The organism is Caldimonas caldifontis (assembly GCF_002930615.1).
Lineage (GTDB): Bacteria > Pseudomonadota > Gammaproteobacteria > Burkholderiales > Burkholderiaceae_C > Caldimonas > Caldimonas caldifontis.
The window spans coordinates 57,068-75,838 of the sequence record NZ_PSNX01000003.1 but is presented as its reverse complement, the minus strand read 5'-3'; the positions used below and the strand labels follow the sequence as shown (position 1 = coordinate 75,838).

The window sequence follows — 18,771 nt, the reverse complement described above, 5'->3', positions numbered from 1 at the left end:
CCCCCGCGCAAGCCGGTGTCACGTCAGGTGTATCGAGGTGTGACGAGGCCAAAACGTAGAATCCGGGAATGATCCGCGCCAAGCAAGAACTCCTGGATGACCTCGCCGCCGAGCTGGCGGCGCTCGCACCCGAGCTGGCCCCGGCAGCCACGTTTGAAAGCCCCAAGCAGGCGTCGCATGGCGACCTCGCCATCACGGCGGCGATGCAACTGGCCAGGCCCCTGAAGAAAAACCCACGTGAACTCGCGCAAGCCCTGGTGGCGGGCCTGCAACAGCGCGAAGGTTTCGCGCGCTGGGTGGACAGCCTGGAGATCGCCGGGCCCGGCTTCATCAACCTGCGCCTCAAGCCCGCGGCCAAGCAGGCCGTGGTGGCCGACATCCTCGCCAGCGGTGAGGCCTACGGCCGCCAGGCCGCCACTGGCCGGCACGTGATGGTGGAATTCGTCTCAGCCAACCCCACCGGGCCGCTGCACGTGGGTCACGGCCGCCAGGCCGCGCTGGGCGATGCGATCTGTCGTCTCTTCGAGACGCAGGGCGACCAGGTCACGCGCGAGTTCTATTACAACGACGCCGGCGTGCAGATCCAGACGCTGGCGGAGTCCACGCAATGCCGCATCAAGGGCCTCAAGCCTGGCGACGCCGGCTGGCCCGAGTCGGCCTACAACGGCGAGTACATCGCCGACATCGCGGCCGACTTCCTGGCGAAGAAGACCGTCAAGGCCGACGACCGCGAGTTCACCGCCTCGGGCGACCCGGACGACCTCGACGGCATCCGCCAGTTCGCGGTGGCCTACCTGCGCCACGAGCAGGACCTGGACCTGCAGGCCTTCGGTGTGAAGTTCGACCACTACTACCTGGAGTCGAGCCTCTACACGAGCGGGCGGGTCGAACGCACCGTGCAGCGCCTGGTGGAGGCCGGCAAGACCTTCGAGCAGGACGGCGCGCTGTGGCTGCGCACCACCGAATACGGTGACGACAAGGACCGCGTCATGCGCAAGTCCGATGGCAGCTACACCTACTTCGTGCCCGACGTGGCCTACCACATCACCAAGTGGGAGCGTGGCTACACCCGGGTCATCAACATCCAGGGCACCGATCATCACGGCACCATCGCGCGCGTGCGCGCTGGTCTGCAGGCTGCCGGCGTGGGCATTCCAGTGGGCTACCCCGACTACGTGCTGCACAAGATGGTCACGGTCATGAAGGGCGGCGAGGAGGTGAAGATCTCCAAGCGTGCCGGTTCCTACGTGACCCTGCGCGACCTCATCGACTGGACCAGCCGCGATGCGGTGCGCTTTTTCCTGATCAGCCGCAAGGCTGACACCGAGTTCACCTTCGACGTGGACCTGGCGCTCAAGCAGAACGACGAGAACCCGGTGTACTACGTGCAGTACGCCCATGCGCGCATCTGCTCGGTGGTCGAGCAGTGGCGCAGCCAGCACGGCGGCGACCTCGACCTGCTGCCCCGGGCCGATCTGGGCCGCCTGGTGATGCCGGCCGAGGCGGCGCTGATGCTCAAGCTGGCGGAGTACCCGGGCATGCTGTCGGCTGCTGCGCGTGACCTCGCGCCCCACGACGTGGCCTTCTACCTGCGCGACGTGGCGAGCGCCTTCCATGCCTACTACGCAGCCGAGCGCTTCCTCGTGGATGATGCCGAACTCGCGCGCGCCCGCGTGGCGCTGCTCGTGGCCACGCGCCAGGTGCTGCACAACGGCCTGGCCGTGCTGGGCGTGAGCGCGCCGGCCAAGATGTGAACTCCGGGTCGGTCTGCGCCACAATGGACCAGGCCCTCCTGCAAGGATTGAATGTCGGATGAAAAAGCAACGCGGCGGTTTTGCCCTGGGTCTGGTGGTGGGCGTGCTCATCGGCCTGGCCGTGGCGCTGGCGGTGGCGCTGTACGTCACCAAGGTGCCGGTCCCCTTCGTCAACAAGGTGCCGGCCCGCTCGGCAGAGCAGGAGGCGGCCGAGGCCGAGCGCAACCGCAACTGGAACCCGAATGCACCGCTGCAAGGGCGCGGCAGCCCGGCCGCTGGCGCTTCTGCGCCCACCGCGCCGGCCGCCGGCGGGGCCTTGCCTGACGTGCCGCCCGGCTTGCGCCAGGGCACGGCACCCGCGCGCGACCCAGCCGCCATCCTTTCTGGCGCTGTCACGCCCGGCGCCTCTCCCACGGCGCCGCCGAGCCTGATCTACTTCGTGCAGGCCGGGGCCTACACCCGCGCGGCCGATGCCGAGCAACAGCGCGCCCGCCTGGCCATGATGGGGCTCACCGCCCGCGTGACCGAGCTGGAACAGAGCGGGCGCACGGTCTACCGTGTGCGTCTGGGCCCCTACGACACCCAGGCCGAGGCCGACCGGGCCCAGACCCAGCTCAGCAGCCAGGGCATCGACGCGGCCCTGGTGCGCGCCCAGCGCTGAGACGAACGTCGCACGGCAGCAGACCGGCGGCTGAACTTCACGGTGTCGGCCTGATCCATCTGTCAGGCGTTACACACGTGCAGACGAAAGGACAACATTCATGAAACGACGCGCATTTGCCACCGGACTGACCGCCACGCTGGCCGGGCTCGCCCTGCCCGCCGCCTGGGCCCAGGCCCCGGCAGCCGGCAAGGACTACGTGGTGCTGCGCCAGCCGCTGGCTGGCGGTGCCAATGGCAAGGTCGAGGTGGTCGAGTTCTTCTGGTACGGCTGCCCGCACTGCAACCGTTTCCAGCCGGTGATCGAGCCCTGGGCGGCCAGGTTGCCCGCTGACGTGAGCTTCCGCCGCGTGCCGGTGGCCTTCCGCGACGAATTCACGGTCCATCAGCGTCTGTACTACGCGCTGGAAGCCATGGGCGAACTCGAGAAGATGCACAAGCGCGTGTTCCATGCGGTGCACGTGGAGCGCAACCCCCTGAACAAGCCCGAAGCGATGGCCGATTTCGTCGCCCGCCACGGGGGGGACCGTGCCAAGTTCCTGGAGGCCTACAACTCCTTCGGCGTGCAGACCAAGACCCGTCAGGCCAAACAGACGGCCGAGGCCTACAAGATCGATGGCGTGCCCGCCATCGGCGTGAATGGCCGCTACTACACCTCGGGGGCGCTGGCCGGCTCGTTGGAGCGTTCGCTGCAGGTGGCCGACTTCCTGATCGCCCAGGCCCGCGCCGGCAAGTAATCGTCTGCCGGGCGCTGGCTCGGCATGAAAAATGCTCGGTGGCCCTCCCTCAGGCAGCCGCGCTGGGCTAGAATGCGGCAAACTGCAAGTTTCATGCCGCAATGAGCCCGTTTTGTTCCTCCACCGTCCGCCTGGCGGTCTGCGCCAGCCTGTGGGGGTTGGCCGTTGCGGCGGGCCCGGCAGGCGCCGAGCGGGCGGACCGGGACCAGCCCCTGCGCTTCACCGCCGATGCCCTGCGCTATGACGACGCGCGGCGGGTCAATGTCCTGACCGGGCGGGTCGAGATCACCAAGGGCTCGCTCCTGCTGCGGGCCGAGCGCGTGGAGGTGCGTCAGTCGGCAGAAGGCCACCACAGCGCCCAGGCCACCGGGACGGGCGAGCCCGCCTACTTCCGGCAAAAGCGTGAAGGCGTCGATGAGCATGTCGAAGGCCGGGCCGCGCGCATCGACTACGACAGCCGCACCGACACGGTGCGGCTGAGCGGCAATGCCATGATCCGTCGGCTGCGCGGCAACGACCTGGCCGACGAGATCCAGGGCCAGACCATCACCTGGGACAACACGGCCGAGACCTTCACCGTGCAAGGGGGGGGCGAGGGCAGCCCCGACGGCCGGGTGCGCGGGGTCCTGACGCCGGCGCCGGCCAGCAGCCGCGGAGGCACACGTTGACGTTGCCTGGGGTGAAGGACAGGCCGGACAGTGCCGGCAGCCGCCTGGAGGTGTCGGGCCTGCAGAAGCGCTACGGGGCGCGTCAGGTGGTCAAGGACGTGCGCCTGTCGGTGAAAAGCGGTGAGGTGGTGGGCCTGCTGGGCCCCAACGGCGCCGGCAAGACCACGAGCTTCTACATGATCGTGGGCCTGGTGCCCGTGGATGCTGGCGAGATCCGCATCGATGGCCAGCGCGTCGAGCGCCGGCCCATCCACGAACGCTCGCGCCTGGGCCTGAGCTACCTGCCGCAGGAGGCCTCGATCTTCCGCAAGCTCACGGTGGAGGACAACATCCGCGCCGTGCTCGAACTGCAGCGCGACGCCCAGGGCCGTCCGCTGGACGAAGCCAGCCTCACGCGCCAGCTCGACCAGCTGCTGGGCGACCTGTCGATCGAAAAGCTGCGCCACTCGCCGGCCCCGGCCTTGTCTGGCGGCGAGCGGCGTCGCGTGGAGATCGCGCGCGCCCTGGCCACGCAGCCGCGTTTCATTCTGCTGGACGAGCCCTTCGCCGGCGTCGATCCGATCGCCGTGATCGAGATCCAGCGCATCATCAGCTTCCTCAAGTCGCGCGGCATCGGGGTGCTCATCACCGACCACAACGTGCGCGAGACCCTGGGCATCTGCGACCACGCCTACATCATCAGCGAGGGCCGGGTCCTGGCCCAGGGCACCCCTGCCGAGATCGTCGAGAACGCCGACGTGCGAAAGGTCTATCTCGGCGAGCATTTCCGCATGTGACATGAAACCCTCGCTGCAGGTCCGCCTGTCCCAGCACCTGGCGCTCACGCCGCAGCTGCAGCAGTCCATCCGCCTGCTGCAACTGTCCACGCTCGAACTCCACCAGGAGGTGGAGCAGATGCTGGAGCAGAACCCCTTCCTGGAGCCCGAGGACGACGGCGGCGATCCGATGCCGGGCCTGTCCTCGCTGCCCGAGGCACCGGTCACCCGCGAGCGCGAAGCCCAGGCCGACGCCGAGACCGGCGACGGCTTCGAGGCGGCCGATGCCGGCGGGGTCGACACGCTGGAGGCCGGCGCCACCGAACGCGACGATTGGGAGAACGGCACCGAGCGCGACGACTTCGACGGCATCCGCGAGACCCCGGGCAGTCGCAGCGGCAGCGATGACGACGAGCTCGACCCCATCGACCGGGCCAGCCCTGGCATCAGCCTGCAGGACCACCTGCGCCAGCAGCTGCTGGGCATGCGCCTGGCGCCCGAGGACGCGGCGGCGGTGATGGTGCTGATCGAGTCGCTCGACGAGGACGGCTACCTGGCCGACCCGCTCGAAGAGATCGCGGCTCACCTGGCCGGTGATGACGACGAGGCGCGGGAGGACTTGCTCGACCGACTGCGCTGCGCCCTGAAGTGGCTGCACAACCTGCAACCCACCGGTGTGGGCGCGCGGGACCTCTCCGAATGCCTGTGCCTGCAGTTGCGTGCGCTGCCGCGCAGCGAAGCCCAGGTGGTGGCCTTGCTCATCTGCAAAGGCCTCCTCGAGGCCTTGGCCCGGCGAGACATCAAGAAGCTGATGGCCGCCACCGGCGCCGATGAGGAGCTGATCAAGCAGGCCCAGGCGCTCATCGTGGCCTGCGAGCCCAAGCCGGGGCGGCCTTTCACGCGCGCTGAGGCCAACATCATCGTGCCCGACGTGATCGTGCAGAAGGCGGGCCGGGGCTGGAAGGTGGTGCTCAACCCCGACGTGATGCCCCGGCTACGCATCAACGACCTCTACGCCCAGGCGTTGCGCCAGCACCGCGGCAGCGATTCCGGGCAGGCCCTGGGCGCACGCTTGCAGGAGGCACGCTGGTTCATGAAGAACATCCAGCAGCGCTTCGACACCATCCAGCGGGTCTCGCAGGCCATCGTCGAGCGGCAGAAGAATTTCTTCACCCACGGCGAGATCGCGATGAAGCCGCTGGTGCTGCGCGAGATCGCCGACGAGCTGGGCCTGCATGAATCCACCATCTCGCGTGTGACGACGGCCAAGTACATGGCCACGCCCTTCGGCACCTTCGAGCTGAAGTACTTCTTCGGCTCCTCGCTGAACACCGAAGCAGGGGGCAATGCCTCCAGCACGGCGGTGCGTGCGCTCATCAAGCAGCTGGTGTCGTCCGAAGACCCGGCCAAGCCGCTGTCGGACAGCCAGCTCAGCCAGATGCTGGAGGAACAGGGCATCCAGGTGGCGCGCCGCACCGTCGCCAAGTACCGCGAGGCGCTGAAGATCGCGCCCGCCAACCTGCGCAAATCGCTGTGAGCTTCTCGCTGTTCCTCCCCTGCGCCGGTGGCGTCGAAGAATGGCTGGCCGAAGAGGCCATGGACATCCTCGGACCCGACACCCACGGCACGATCGAGCGCGGTGGCATCGCCCTGAGCGGCGATGCACGCGCGGTGATGGCGCTCAACCTGGAAAGCCGCCTCGCCCAGCGCGTGCTGGTGCAGGTGGCACGTGGCCCCTATCGCCAGGAGGACGACCTCTACACCCTGGCCCGCCAGGTGCCCTGGCCGGCCTGGATGAGCCCGAGACAGACCTTCAAGGTGGACGTGACGGCGCAGCGCTCGCCGCTGCGCAGCCTCAATTTCGCCGGCCTGCGCATCAAGGACGCGCTGTGCGACGTCTTGCGCGAGGAGGTGGGCGAACGGCCCAACGTCGAGATCCGCCACCCGGACGTGCGCGTGATGCTGCACCTCACGGAAGACCAGGCCACGGTGTACATCGACACCTCGGGCGAGCCTCTCTTCAAGCGCGGCTGGCGCGAAGACAAGGGCGATGCCCCGCTGAAGGAAACCCTGGCGGCGGCGATGCTGGCGGCGGCCGGCTGGCGCGGCACACCCGAGGCCGGTGGCGCGCTGCTCGATCCCTGCTGCGGCTCCGGCACCATTGCCATCGAGGCTGCGCAGATCGCATGCGGCATCGCGCCGGGCCTGAAGCGCCGCTTCGCCTTCGAGCGTCTGGCGCCTTTTGCCGGGCCCCAGGCCCGTGCGCAGTGGCAGGCCCTGAAGCAGGCCGCACAGGCGCGCATCCACGCCCCCGCGGTGCCGGTGTTCGCCAGCGACGTGGCCTTCCGCATGGTCGATTTCGCACGCCGCAACGCCGAGCGTGCGGGCGTGGCGCACGCGATCGAGTTCCACGGCGGCGACGTGCTCGAGCGCCCGGCCCCGCGCCTGCCCGACGGCCTGGCCCGCACGCTCATGCTCAACCCGCCCTACGGCGAGCGCATCGAGGCGCGGGGCAGCGTGGCGCGCAGCACCGAGCAGACCGGCATGGCCGATGATTTCTATCCGCGCCTGGCCGCGCATTGGAAGCGCCACTTCGGCGGCTGGACGGCCTGGGTGCTCAGCCCCGAGATGAAGCTGCCCACGCGCATGCGCCTGAAGGAGGCGCGGCGCATCCCCATGTGGAACGGCCCCATCGAGTGCCGCCTGTTCCGCTTCGACCTGGTGAGCGGGTCGATGCGCGAGCGCACTCAGGCCGAGATGGCCAGATAGCGTTCGACCAGCGCGACCGTGTAGCTGCGCGCCACGTGCTGGACGAAGGCACTGAAATCGACATGGGCCTGGTCATCGGCCCGGTCGGAGATGGTGCGCAGCACGGCCAAGGGCAGGCCGTGGTCATGGCAGACCTGGGCGACCGCCGCACCTTCCATTTCCACGGCCAGGGCGTCGGGCAGCTCTCGGCGCAAGGCCGCGCTTTCGGCGCTGGTGGACACGAAACGGTCGCCGCTGATGATCAGCCCGTCGTGCACTGCCGGGGTGGCGATGCCGAAGGCGGCCCGGGCGTCGGAGCCGAGCACGCGTGCGGCGTCGGCGGCCACTGAGCGCGCCGCCTGGAGCAGGCGCCGGCTCATCGCCGCATCGGTGCGCAGGCGCGACAGGCCATAAAGCGGCAGTTCATGCCGAGGAAAGATCGGCGAGGCATCCATGTCGTGCTGCAGCAGTTCGGTGGCGACCACCAGGTCGCCCACGCGCACTCCCTTGCCCAGCCCGCCGGCCACGCCGGTGAAGAGCAGGGCCTGCGCGCCGAAGCGCTGGATGGCCAGCGTGGCCGTGGTGGCCGCGGCCACCTTGCCGATGCCCGAGAGCACCGCCACCACCGCCTGCCCGCCCAGGTGCCCCACCCAGAACTCGCGGCCGGCCACACGCTCGCGCCGCTCATCGGGCATGAGGTCGAGGACGGCCGACAGCTCCTCGTGCATCGCGGCAATGATCGCAAGCGTCATGACCGCGAGGCCCGCTGGCCTTACTTCTTGTCGCGCAGCTCGCGCCGCAGGATCTTGCCCACCGGGGTCTTGGGCAGCTCGGTGCGGAACTCGATGATCTTCGGGCGCTTGTAGCCGGTGAGGTTCTGCTCGCAGTAGGCGCGCACGTCGGCTTCGCTCAGGGCCGGGTTCTTCTTGACGATCACGAGCTTGACGGCCTCGCCCGACTTTTCGTCGGGCACGCCCACGGCCGCCACCTCCAGCACGCCGTCGAGCTGGGCCACCACGTCTTCCACCTCGTTCGGATAGACGTTGAAGCCGCTCACCAGGATCATGTCCTTCTTGCGATCGACGATCTTGAAGAAGCCGCGCTCATCCACGGTGCCGATGTCGCCGGTGCGGAAGAAGCCGTCGGGCGTCATCACCTTGGCGGTTTCGTCGGGGCGCTGCCAGTAGCCGGCCATGACCTGCGGACCCTTGATGGCAATCTCGCCCGGGGTGCCCATCGGGACTTCGTTGCCTTCGTCGTCGAGCAGCTTGAACTCGGTGGAGGGCAAGGGCAGGCCGATGGTGCCGGTGAATTCGGTGCTGTCAGTGGGGTTGCAGCTCGCCGAGGGCGAGGTTTCCGACAGGCCGTAGCCTTCGCAGATGGGGCAACCCGATTTCTGCAGCCACAGCTTGGCGGTGGCCGACTGCACGGCCATGCCGCCGCCCACGCTGATCTTGAGGTGGCTCCAGTCCACCTTGTTGAAGTCGGGGTGGTTGGCCAGGGCACCAAAGAGGGTGTTGACGGCCGGGAAGCTGTGGAACTTGTGCTTGGACAGTTCCTTCAGCACGGCGGGAATGTCACGCGGGTTGGGGATGAGGATGTTGCAGCCGCCCATGCGCATGGACAGCATCATGTTCACCGTGAAGGCGAAGATGTGATAGAGCGGCAGCGCGCAGACGGTGACCGTCTGTTCACCGGCGGGGATCTTCTTGAGCGCCGGGCCGTTCCAGGCTTCGGACTGCAGCACGTTGGCGATGATGTTCCGGTGCAGCAGCACGGCGCCCTTGCTCACGCCGGTGGTGCCGCCGGTGTATTGCAGCACGGCAATGTCGGTGCTCTTGAGATCGGGCTGGCGCAACGTGAGACCACGGCCCTTGGCCATGGCGTCGTTGAAACGCACGGCACCCGGCAGCTCGAAGGCCGGCACCATCTTCTTCACCTTGCGCACCACGTAGTTGACGATGGCGCCCTTGGGGAAGCCGAGCAGGTCGCCCATCGCAGCCAGCACCACGTGCTGGGTAGGCGTCCTGGCGATGCACTCCTGCAGGGTGCGCGCGAAGTTCTCGATGATGACGATGGCCTTGGCCCCGGAGTCCTTGAGCTGGTGCTCGAGTTCGCGTGCGGTGTAGAGCGGGTTGACGTTGACGACGACGTAGCCGGCGCGCAGGATGGCTGCCACCACGATGGGGTACTGCGGCACGTTGGGCATCATGATGGCCACCCGATCGCCCTGGCTCAGGCCCAGTGACTGCAGGTAGGCGGCAAAGACGCGCGAGTACTCGTCGAGCTGGCCGAAGGTGAGCGTCTTGCCCATGAACTTGAAGGCCGGCCGCTCGGCATACTTGGTGAAGCTCTCCTCGAGCAGCGCCACCAGCGAGGTGTACTGGTCGGGGTTGATCTCGTGCGGGACACCCGCGGGGTAGTGCTTCAGCCAGGTTTTTTCCATGGATTCCTCCAAATCAACCCATCATTCTGACGGAAGGCTGACGCCGCGCCCATCAGGTGTTTCTCTAGACGGATTTGGAGTGGCGCCTCTAGTGGGATGTCCCCCAGGAGATTGCGCCCCGGTTCGAGGTGCCGCTCACCGGTCCAGGATCTGGCTGAGGAACTGGCGTCCGCGTTCGCTTTGCGGGTTGCCGAAGAAGGCCTCGGGCGTGTTCTGCTCGACGATCTCGCCGGCGTCCATGAAGATGACCCGGTCGGCCACGGCGCGCGCAAATCCCATTTCGTGGGTCACGCACAGCATGGTCATGCCTTCGCGCGCGAGGTCGATCATGGTGTCGAGCACCTCCTTCACCATCTCCGGGTCGAGGGCCGAGGTGGGCTCGTCGAAGAGCATGATGGACGGATTCATGCACAGCGCGCGCGCGATGGCCACGCGCTGCTGCTGGCCACCCGACAGCTGCCCGGGATACTTGTGGGCCTGCTCGCCGATGCGCACGCGCTCGAGAAAGCGACGGGCGGTGGCCTCGGCCTGGGCACGCGGCTGCTTCTTCACCCAGATGGGCGCAAGCGTGCAGTTGTCCAGCACCGACAGGTGCGGGAAGAGGTTGAAGTGCTGGAACACCATGCCCACGTCGCTGCGAATGGTGTCGATGTTCTTGAGGTTGTCGGTGAGCTCCACGCCATTGACCACGATGCGGCCCTGCTGGTGCTGCTCGAGCCGGTTGATGCAGCGGATCAGCGTGGACTTGCCCGAGCCCGAGGGGCCGCAGATCACGATGCGCTCGCCCTTGGCCACCTGCAGGTCGATGTTCTTCAGGACGTGGAACTCGCCATACCACTTGTTCAGGCCTTCGATACGGATGGCTACGTCGCCGGCGGCCGAGGTCTTGAGGGCAGCATCTGCCATGGGGGTCTCCGGTGAGGTTCAACGCTGGTGGCCACGCGCCAGATCGCGCTCGAGCCACTGGCTGTACTTCGACATCGCGTAGCAGAACACCCAGTACACGATGATGGAAAAGAGGAAGGCCTCGATGAAGTAGGGCTTCCAGCTGAAGTCGGTCTCGACGGACTTCTTCACCGCATAGGCGAAGTCGTAGATGGCGATGATCACCACCAGCGAGGTGTCCTTGAACAACGAGATGAAGCTGTTGACGATGGGCGGGATGGACAGGCGCAAGGCTTGCGGCAGGATGATCAGCCCCATCATCTTCCAGTAGGGCAGGCCCAGGGCTTCGGCGGCTTCGTACTGTCCCTTGGGCACGGCCTGCAGGCCGCCGCGCACCGCTTCGGCCAGGTAGGCCGCGACGAACAGGATGATGGCCACCTGGGCGCGGATGAGCTGGTCGATGCGCAGGCCTTCGGGCAGGAAGAGGGCGAACATCACCGAGGCCATGAAGAGCACCGTGATGAGGGGTACCCCGCGCACCACCTCGATGTAGATGATGGAGAAGGCACGGATCAGCGGCAGCTTCGAGCGCCGGCCCAGGGCCAGCAGCACGCCCAGCGGAAACGCGAAACCGATGCCGAAGATCGACAGGATCAGCGTGACCGGCAGGCCGCCCCACTGTTCCGAGCGCACCGGTGCGAGGCCCAGCCCGCCGCCCATCAGCCAGAAGGTGACGGACAGGCCGACGATCCAGATGAGGATGAGCCATGCGTTCCAGAAGCGCTTGAGGGCCGAGACGACGAGCAGGCCGCACATCACCCCGATGGCCAGCGCCGGGCGCCAGCTTTCCTCGAACGGGTAGACACCGAACATCATGAAATGGAACTTCTCCCACACCACGGCCCAGCAGGCGCCCTGACCGCGGGCGGCCTGGCACTGCTCGAGCGTGGCGTGTCCCCACACGGCGTTGAAGACCGACCAGCCCAGGACCTTGGGCAGCGCCCAGGCGAGCAGGGCCAGGGTCACCAGGGTGATGGCGCTGTTGAGCGGGGTGGAGAAGAGGTTCTCGCGCGCCCAGGCCCAGGCCCCGGTCTGGCGGCGGGGCGGGGGCAGCGAGGCGCTGGCGGGCGCGAGGGGCTTATCCATGGTCGTGCTCATCGTTCCACCAGCTTGACGCGGTCGTTGTACCAGTTCATGAACAGCGAGATCGCCAGGCTGATCGTGAGGTACACGGCCATCAGGATGGCGATGGCCTCGATGGCCTGGCCGGTCTGGTTCATCGTCGTGTTGGCCACGGCCACCAGGTCGGGGTAGCCGATGGCCACCGCCAGCGAGGAGTTCTTGGTCAGGTTCAGGTACTGGCTGGTCATCGGCGGGATGATCACGCGCAGGGCCTGGGGCAGGGTCACCAGGCGCAGCCGCTGGCCGGCGTTCAGGCCCAGGGCCTGAGCAGCCTCGGTCTGGCCGCGATCGACGGCCAGGATGCCCGCGCGCACCACCTCGGCCACGAAGGCCGCGGTGTAGGTGGACAGGCCCAGCAGCAGCGCCGTGAACTCGGGCGAGATCGAACGGCCACCTTGCAGGCTGAAGCCGCCCACCTGGGGCACATCCATCTCGGTGGGGGCGCCCATGACGGCCCAGGCCAGCAGCGGCAGACCCAGGATCAGGGCAGCGCTCACCCAGCCCACAGGCCAGCGCTGGCCCGTGGCCTGCTGATGGCGTGCCGCGGCCATGCGCCACACCCAGGCCAGGACGATGCCGGCCAGCAAGGCCCAGGCGGCCGCTGTCCAGGCGGGGTGGGCGGCGGGCCAGGCGAACCAGAAGCCCCGCTGTGTCGCAAACAGCCAGTCGCCCAGGGTGATGGCTTCGCGCACGGGCGGCAGCAGCTCGGTGAAGAGGCCATACCAGACGAAGAGCTGCAGCAGCAGCGGCACATTGCGCATCACCTCGACATAGCCCGAGGCCAGCTTGGCCAGCAGCCAGTTGCTGGACAGCCTGGCAATGCCGATCAGGGTGCCCAGCACCGTGGCCAGCACCACCCCCAGCACGGCCACCTTCAGCGTGTTGAGCAGGCCCACGCCGAAAGCGCGCGCATAGGTGTGGGTGGCGTCGTACTCGATCAGCTTCTCGGCGATCTCGAACCCCGCCTCACGACCCAGAAAGCCGAAGCCCACCTGGATCTGGCGCGTGGAGAGGTTGTGCAGGGTGTTGGAGACCAGGTACCAGCCCACGCCGACCACGGCGGCGAGCAGCAGGACCTGGTAGGCGATGCCACGGACACGTTCGTTGCTGAACATCGGTGCTTCGACCTCGAAGGAAGGATGAGTGGCAGATACGGGGCGGCCCGCTCGCGCGGGCCGCCGTCCTCAGACACGCAGGGTGCGCAGGATCAGCGCAGCGGCGGGGCGTACATCAGACCGCCGTCCTTCCACAGCGCGTTCTGGCCGCGCTCCAGGCCGAGCGGGCCAATGTTGCGCTGGTAGATCTCGCCATAGTTGCCCACCGCCTTGATGGCACGCACCAGCCAGTCGTTGTCCAGGCCCAGGCCCTTGCCCACGTCACCGGTGTTGCCGACGATGCGCTGGATCTGCGGGTCCTTGGATTCGGCCTTCAGCTTGTCCACGTTGGCCGAGGTCACGCCGTACTCCTCAGCCTCGATCAGACCGTAGAGCACCCACTTGGCGATGGTGTAGAACTCCCAGTCACCGCGGCGTACCATGGGGCCCAGGGGCTCCTTGGAGATGGCGTCGGGCAGGATCACCAGGTCGTCCTTGTTGGGCGCTGCCAGGCGGGTGGCGGCCAGGCCCGAGATGTCGGTGGTGAAGACGTCGCAGCGCCCCGCGAAGAAGGCCTGCTGGATCTGGGCCAGGTCGCTGATCACCACCGGCTTGAACGTCATGCGCTTGCTGCGGAAGTAATCGCTCAGGTTCAGCTCGGTGGTGGTGCCGGGCTGCACGCAGATGGTGGCGCCGTTGAGCTGGGAGGCGTTCTTGATGTTGGCCGCCTTCTTCACCATGAAGCCCTGGCCGTCATAGAACCAGGTGCCTGCGAAGACGGAGCCCAGCGTGGAGTCGCGCGAGGAGGTCCAGGTGGTGTTGCGCGAGAGGATGTCCACCTCGCCCGACTGCAGCACCGTGAAGCGGTTCTGCGTGGTGGTGGGGACGAACTGCACCTTGTTGGGGTCGTTCAGGATGGCCGCGGCCACGGCGCGGCAGTAGTCCACATCGAGCCCCGTCCAGCGCCCCTGGGCGTCCGGCGCCGAGAAGCCCTGCAGGCCGCTGTTGACGGCGCAGCGCAGCGTGCCCTTGGACTTGATCGCATCCAGCGTCGGCCCGGCCGTGGCGGACAGCGGCAGCATCGCGGGGATCGCAACGGCTGCGGCAGCGGCCAGGCCCTTGATCCAACGTGTCTTCATCTTGAGGTCCCTTTCCTTCGTCTGTCAGATGGCACTGCACCCCTGGTGGGGCGGTGCAGCGAGTGGGTCACAACGGCAGGGCGCGGCTTGTGGCACGCCCAGGCCCGAAGCATGCAAACATTTGGTGCGGAAGGCTTCATGGGAAACGCGAATATTTCCCGGGTTATGCGCATTCCGCATGGTTTGCTCTCAGGGTTGAACCTAGTCAACCCCTCCCCCGGCGTGACGCCAGACACAAGGAAGCAAGAACGGGGCCTGCTGGCGGCGTTTGGGAGATGGCCTGCTCGGTCAGGGCAGGCGCCAGACCTTGGACTCGTAGGGTTCCATGGGCTCCAGCGACCAGTTGGGTACCGGGTCGCGCACCCCTTTGGATTCGGCCAGCTCGAGCTTGCGGGCCACGAGCTGGGCGCATTGCTGGAGCAGCTGCAGATCCTTCTGCTGCAGCCGTGGGCTGGGCGCCTGGCTGAAGCAGCACAGGGTCCCGAAGGTGCGGCCGTCCTTGAGCACGATGGGGGTGCTCAGATGGGCTCCCACACGGATGGGGCTGCTCGGCAGATCGGTCCCGGCAGGCAGCGCCGCCACGTCCTGGATCAACTGGGGCAGGCGGCCGTCCACGATGCGCTGACAGAAGGTTTCCTCCACCGGGTTGGCACTGCCGGCCTGCAGCGCGGGTGCGTCGGGTGTTCTGTCCACGAAGCGGAACACCCGCTGTCCGTTGACCATCTCGCCCACGAAGACCACATCCATGCCCAGGCGCTCGCGCAGCGCAGCCAGGACTTCGTTGACCGATCCGTCCACCAGGGGGTCGGTGCTGTCGGCGGTGGCGATCAGCAGCTCGGACACCACCACACTCAGGTCTTCGTTCTTGTACAGCTGGAACAGGCTCATCGTCAGTCAAGGCATGAACACGGGGAGCCGAAATGATGACATCCCCAGGCCTGCTGTGATGCATTTGGCGGGCTTGCGTTCGCTAACAGATGCAACAGGCGCACACCCACCGCGCTTAAGGGAGGCTTCATCCAGCCCTTGGACCATGCGCTCGAAGGCACCCATCGGTGCCACAGGAGTTGCTTCATGCCACTGGGATGCGAGCTGGCCGCCGGGAGCGGTGCACAGCGGTCCGGACACGGACCTGTGGGTGGGATCCCGGCATGGACCTGGCAGGTCCATTCCCCCGGGGATCCGGACCGCGAGCCGGTCGAGGACTTCATCCGTGCGGTCTATGCCCGCCGGCATGCAGCCCGTGTGCGCCACTTCATGCCGGAGCTGGTCAGCCTGCGGCAGGGGCCTGCGCTGGTGGCCGCGGCCGGCTACCGTCAGGCCACCGAGCCGCTGTTCCTGGAGCGCTACCTGGACGGCCCGGTGCACGAGGTGCTCTCCCGGCAGACCGGGTGTGCGCTCGAGCGGTGCCAACTGGTCGAAGTGGGTCATCTGGCGGCCAGTCAGGTGGGCGCGGGCCGTCGGCTGATCCACGTGCTGGGGGCGCACCTGGCACAGCGGGGGGTCGAGTGGGTGGTGAGCACGCTCACCGAGGAGTTGCGGCACCTGTTCCTGCGCATGGGCGTGACCCCGCTGGAGCTGGCCCCGGCCGATCCGCAGCGGCTCGGTCCGGATGCCCAGGACTGGGGTCGCTACTACGAGCATCGGCCGATGGTGCTGGCCGGCCACCTGCCCACGGCGCTGGGCCGTATGCACACGCGTCCTGTGGCGGAGAGCCTGTCATGAACCCGGCCTGGATCGATGCCCGGCGCGCCTGGTCTCGGCAGGACGCGATGGACGCCACCCTGGCCCTGGCAGATCGTCTGCAGCATGCCGGTATGCGTGTGGTGGCTTCCTTGATGGACAACGGCGTGGCCTGGGCCGTGCTCGACCGGGCCTGCCGCAACGCGGGCGTGGTGCATGTGCCCCTGCCCCTGTTCTTCACGTCGGAGCAGATCGACCACGCGCTGGGGCTCAGCGGCGCGGACGCCCTGGTCTGCCCGGCGTCGATGGCGCGGCGCTGGCCCGAGGCACCGATCGACGCTGTGGTGGTGGCGCAAGAACCTCTGGCATGCGTGTGGCTGCCGCGTCCCGCTGCGCCGCCGGTGCTGCCGCCGGGCACCGCCAAGGTGACGTTCACCTCCGGCACCACGGGCACACCCAAAGGGGTCTGCCTGAGCGAGGCCGGCCTGCAGGCGGTGGCGCAGTCGGTGGCACAGACCCTGGGCCCGCTGGGGGTGCGGCGCCATCTGTGCGCACTGCCGCTGGCGGTGCTGCTGGAAGACGTGGCAGGCCTGCAGGCCGCCTGGGCGGCCGGGGCGACGGCGATCGTGCTGCCCCTGGCCACGCTCGGCTGGCAGGGCTCGTCCTCCTTCGACATGGCGCGTTTCCACGCCACCGTGACGGCGCACGCACCTGACAGCCTCATCCTGCTGCCGCAGATGCTGGCCGCCTGGGTGGCCTACCTGGCGTCGCGTCAGCAGCGGGCTCCCGCCAGCCTGCGCTTCGTGGCGGTGGGAGGTGCCCCGGTGGGGGCCGAACTCATTGCGCGTGCACGCCTCCTGGGCCTGCCGGTGTACGAGGGCTACGGCCTGTCCGAGGGCGGGTCGGTCCAGACGCTCAACCATCCCGGTGCCGACCGGCCCGGCTCGGTCGGTCGTCCGCTGCCACATGCCCGCGTGCGGGTGGCTGCCGACGGCGAACTGGAAGTGTCCGGTGCCTTGATGCTCGGGTACCTGGGCGGGGCGGAGGCGGCCTCGCCGCCGGGCGTCTGGTGGCCCACGGGCGATCTGGGCGAGATCGACGACGAGGGCTTCGTCCACGTGCGAGGCCGCAAGAAGAACGTGCTCATCACCGCCTACGGGCGCAATGTCTCGCCCGAATGGGTCGAGACCCGCTTGCGCGTGCAGCCCGGCATCGCCCAGGCGGTGGTCTTTGGCGACGGGCAACCCGCCCTGGGCGCGGTGCTGTGGCCGATGGCGGCCGACCTGGACGACGCCCTGTTGCGCCGTGCGGTCGAGGCGGTCAATGCGACGCTGCCCGACTACGCCCAGTTGCGGCACTGGACCCGGGCCTGTGCGCCCCTGAACGACACCAGCGGCCTGGCCACTGCCAACGGCCGCCCCCGACGCGACGCCATCCTGGCCGCGCACCCCCATCTGTTCCCCACCGAGGAGTTGCTTTCATGAGCTTTCACGCACGTCTGCTGGCCGAGACGGCTGGCGAGCGGGCCGACCTGGTCCAGGTCCCCATCATCCAGGGCTGCCTGCGCGGCGAGGTGTCGCTGCCCAGCTACCAGGCCTTCCTCACGCAGGCCTATCACCATGTGCGCCACACCGTGCCGCTGCTGCGGGCCTGCAAGGCGGCGCTGCCGCCGCGCCATGCCTGGCTGCACGATGCGATGGACGAGTACATCGAGGAGGAGCAGGGGCACGACGAATGGATCCTCGACGATCTGCGCGCCTGCGGTGCCGACGCCGAGGCCGTCCGGCGCGGGCGGCCCGCGCACGCCACCGAGGTGATGGTGGCCTACGCCTACGACACCATCGCGCGGGGCAACCCGCTGGGCTTCTTCGGCATGGTGCATGTGCTCGAAGGCACCAGCGTCGCCCTGGCGCTGACGGCGGCCGATCGCATCCAGCAGCATCTGGGGCTGCCCGACGCCGCCTTCAGCTACCTGCGCTCGCACGGCACGCTCGACCAGGAACACACCGCCCACTTCGCCCTGCTGATGGACCGCATCGACGATGCCGCCGATCAGGCGGCCATCGTGCATGCCGCCAAGGCGTTCTATCGGCTCTACGGCGATGTGTTCCGGGGCCTGCCCCTGCCTGGCAGGGTTGCGCCTTCGCGCCCGCAGGAGGTGGCTGCATGATGCCGTCGAATGCCCGGGTGCTGCTCACCGGGGCCACCGGCGGCATCGGGCAGGCCGTGGCCGACGGGCTGCTGGCCGCGGGCGCCAGTCTCCTGCTCACCGGCCGCTCTCCAGCGCGCCTGTCGGCCCTGGCGCGCGAGTTGCGCCGTCGCCGGGGCCTGTCCAGTGCGCGTGTCGAATGGTGCGTGGCCGACCTGTCCCAGCCACCCACCTGGACGCAGGCCCATGGCCTGGTGCCGGTGGCGGCGGACTGGGGCGTGAACGTCGTGGTGCATGCCGCCGGCGTGCCGGCCTTCGGACGGCTTGAAGACCAGTCGGCCGAGCAGGTGGCAGCCAGCCTGCAGACCAACCTGCTGGCCCCGCTGTTGCTCACACGGGCCTTGCTGCCGCATCTGCGCACGCGCACGCAGGCCCAGGTGATCTTCGTCGGCTCGGCGCTGGGCCGCATCGGGCTGCCCGGCTTCAGCGTGTACAGCGCCGCCAAGTTCGGCCTGCGGGGTGCCGCCGAAGCGCTGCGGCGCGAGTTGCGCGACAGCCCGGTGCAGGTGCAGTACCTGGGGCCGCGCAGCACCCGCACGGCCTTCAACGACCCGGCCGTGGCGGCCTACAACGCCGCCACGGGCACCGCGTCGGACCCGCCGCAGCGGGTGGCCGACGCCCTGCTGGCGCTGCTGCAGGACGAAGCAGCCGAACGCCACATCGGCTGGCCCGAGCGGCTGGCGGTCCGCCTCAATGGCCTGGTGCCGACCTGGCTCGACCCCGTGTTCGACCGCCACCGCCGCAGTCTGCCCAGCCCATCAGGCCGCGAGGCCGTCAGCCCCCCGAACCCTTCTCTGTGCAAGGAATGACC

Annotated in this window: 18 protein-coding genes; 11 read left to right on the top strand and 7 right to left on the bottom strand. The window is 68.4% G+C overall.

Annotated features, from left to right (window positions below; genetic code table 11):
* The first annotated feature begins 68 nt into the window (after positions 1–68).
* The 7 genes from argS (at position 69) to C1704_RS03570 (ending at position 7,343) form a co-directional block, all read left to right on the top strand.
* The gene (gene argS / locus C1704_RS03600) at positions 69–1,754 is read left to right on the top strand and encodes an arginine--tRNA ligase (RefSeq protein ID WP_104301083.1); all 1,686 of its coding nucleotides are present in this window, start codon (positions 69–71) and stop codon (positions 1,752–1,754) included.
* A gap of 58 nt (positions 1,755–1,812) precedes the next feature.
* On the top strand, positions 1,813–2,415 hold the full coding sequence (locus C1704_RS03595) for an SPOR domain-containing protein (RefSeq protein WP_104301081.1): 603 nt from the start codon (positions 1,813–1,815) through the stop codon (positions 2,413–2,415).
* Between the two features lie 100 nt (positions 2,416–2,515).
* Positions 2,516–3,151 (top strand): thiol:disulfide interchange protein DsbA/DsbL, encoded by a 636-nt coding sequence (locus C1704_RS03590; protein WP_104301079.1) that lies wholly within the window; start codon positions 2,516–2,518, stop codon positions 3,149–3,151.
* 101 nt (positions 3,152–3,252) lie between these two features.
* Entirely contained in the window at positions 3,253–3,819 is a 567-nt protein-coding gene (lptA, locus tag C1704_RS03585; RefSeq protein WP_104301077.1) for a lipopolysaccharide transport periplasmic protein LptA, read from the top strand.
* A gap of 11 nt (positions 3,820–3,830) precedes the next feature.
* Positions 3,831–4,595, top strand: a complete 765-nt coding sequence (lptB, locus tag C1704_RS03580) for an LPS export ABC transporter ATP-binding protein (protein ID WP_104301669.1) — start codon at positions 3,831–3,833, stop codon at positions 4,593–4,595.
* Between the two features lies 1 nt (position 4,596).
* On the top strand, positions 4,597–6,111 hold the full coding sequence (locus C1704_RS03575; protein ID WP_104301075.1) for an RNA polymerase factor sigma-54: 1,515 nt from the start codon (positions 4,597–4,599) through the stop codon (positions 6,109–6,111).
* Positions 6,108–7,343 carry a THUMP domain-containing class I SAM-dependent RNA methyltransferase gene (locus C1704_RS03570; RefSeq protein ID WP_104301073.1) on the top strand — a complete coding sequence of 412 codons (1,236 nt, stop codon included), beginning with the start codon at positions 6,108–6,110 and terminating at the stop codon, positions 7,341–7,343. Before C1704_RS03575 ends, C1704_RS03570 begins: the two co-directional genes overlap by 4 nt.
* Here C1704_RS03570 and C1704_RS03565 read toward each other — a convergent pair.
* The 7 genes from C1704_RS03565 to C1704_RS03535 all read right to left on the bottom strand — a co-directional run bounded on the left by C1704_RS03565 (position 7,322) and on the right by C1704_RS03535 (position 14,956).
* Positions 7,322–8,074, bottom strand: coding sequence for a 5'-methylthioadenosine/adenosylhomocysteine nucleosidase (locus tag C1704_RS03565; RefSeq protein WP_104301071.1), 753 nt, complete (start codon positions 8,072–8,074; stop codon positions 7,322–7,324). The two genes, C1704_RS03570 and C1704_RS03565, sit on opposite strands and share 22 nt — an antisense overlap.
* A 20-nt stretch (positions 8,075–8,094) precedes the next feature.
* Positions 8,095–9,768: a long-chain-fatty-acid--CoA ligase gene (locus C1704_RS03560; protein ID WP_104301668.1), complete on the bottom strand. Its 1,674-nt coding sequence runs from the start codon at positions 9,766–9,768 to the stop codon at positions 8,095–8,097.
* A gap of 135 nt (positions 9,769–9,903) precedes the next feature.
* Entirely contained in the window at positions 9,904–10,674 is a 771-nt protein-coding gene (locus C1704_RS03555; protein WP_104301069.1) for an amino acid ABC transporter ATP-binding protein, read from the bottom strand.
* Positions 10,675–10,692: 18 nt separating this feature from the next.
* Positions 10,693–11,811: an amino acid ABC transporter permease gene (locus C1704_RS03550; RefSeq protein ID WP_170064613.1), complete on the bottom strand. Its 1,119-nt coding sequence runs from the start codon at positions 11,809–11,811 to the stop codon at positions 10,693–10,695.
* A complete protein-coding gene (locus tag C1704_RS03545) occupies positions 11,808–12,950 on the bottom strand; it encodes an amino acid ABC transporter permease (RefSeq protein WP_104301067.1) in 1,143 nt (380 codons plus the stop codon). The genes C1704_RS03550 and C1704_RS03545 overlap by 4 nt, the downstream gene beginning before the upstream one ends.
* Positions 12,951–13,042: 92 nt before the next feature.
* Positions 13,043–14,068 (bottom strand): amino acid ABC transporter substrate-binding protein, encoded by a 1,026-nt coding sequence (locus C1704_RS03540; RefSeq protein ID WP_104301066.1) that lies wholly within the window; start codon positions 14,066–14,068, stop codon positions 13,043–13,045.
* 288 nt (positions 14,069–14,356) lie between these two features.
* Positions 14,357–14,956 (bottom strand): GAF domain-containing protein, encoded by a 600-nt coding sequence (locus tag C1704_RS03535; RefSeq protein WP_104301064.1) that lies wholly within the window; start codon positions 14,954–14,956, stop codon positions 14,357–14,359.
* Positions 14,957–15,142: 186 nt separating this feature from the next.
* Here C1704_RS03535 and C1704_RS03530 point away from each other — a divergent pair, with 186 nt between their 5' ends.
* The 4 genes from C1704_RS03530 to C1704_RS03515 are packed head-to-tail and all read left to right on the top strand — an operon-like array spanning position 15,143 to position 18,769.
* A complete protein-coding gene (locus tag C1704_RS03530) occupies positions 15,143–15,793 on the top strand; it encodes a thermostable hemolysin (protein ID WP_104301062.1) in 651 nt (216 codons plus the stop codon).
* On the top strand, positions 15,790–17,235 hold the full coding sequence (locus tag C1704_RS03525; RefSeq protein ID WP_104301060.1) for an AMP-binding protein: 1,446 nt from the start codon (positions 15,790–15,792) through the stop codon (positions 17,233–17,235). The genes C1704_RS03530 and C1704_RS03525 overlap by 4 nt, the downstream gene beginning before the upstream one ends.
* Positions 17,232–17,921 (top strand): iron-containing redox enzyme family protein, encoded by a 690-nt coding sequence (locus tag C1704_RS03520; protein WP_104301058.1) that lies wholly within the window; start codon positions 17,232–17,234, stop codon positions 17,919–17,921. Before C1704_RS03525 ends, C1704_RS03520 begins: the two co-directional genes overlap by 4 nt.
* Positions 17,918–18,769 carry an SDR family oxidoreductase gene (locus tag C1704_RS03515; RefSeq protein WP_104301056.1) on the top strand — a complete coding sequence of 284 codons (852 nt, stop codon included), beginning with the start codon at positions 17,918–17,920 and terminating at the stop codon, positions 18,767–18,769. Before C1704_RS03520 ends, C1704_RS03515 begins: the two co-directional genes overlap by 4 nt.
* Positions 18,770–18,771 lie beyond the last annotated feature (2 nt).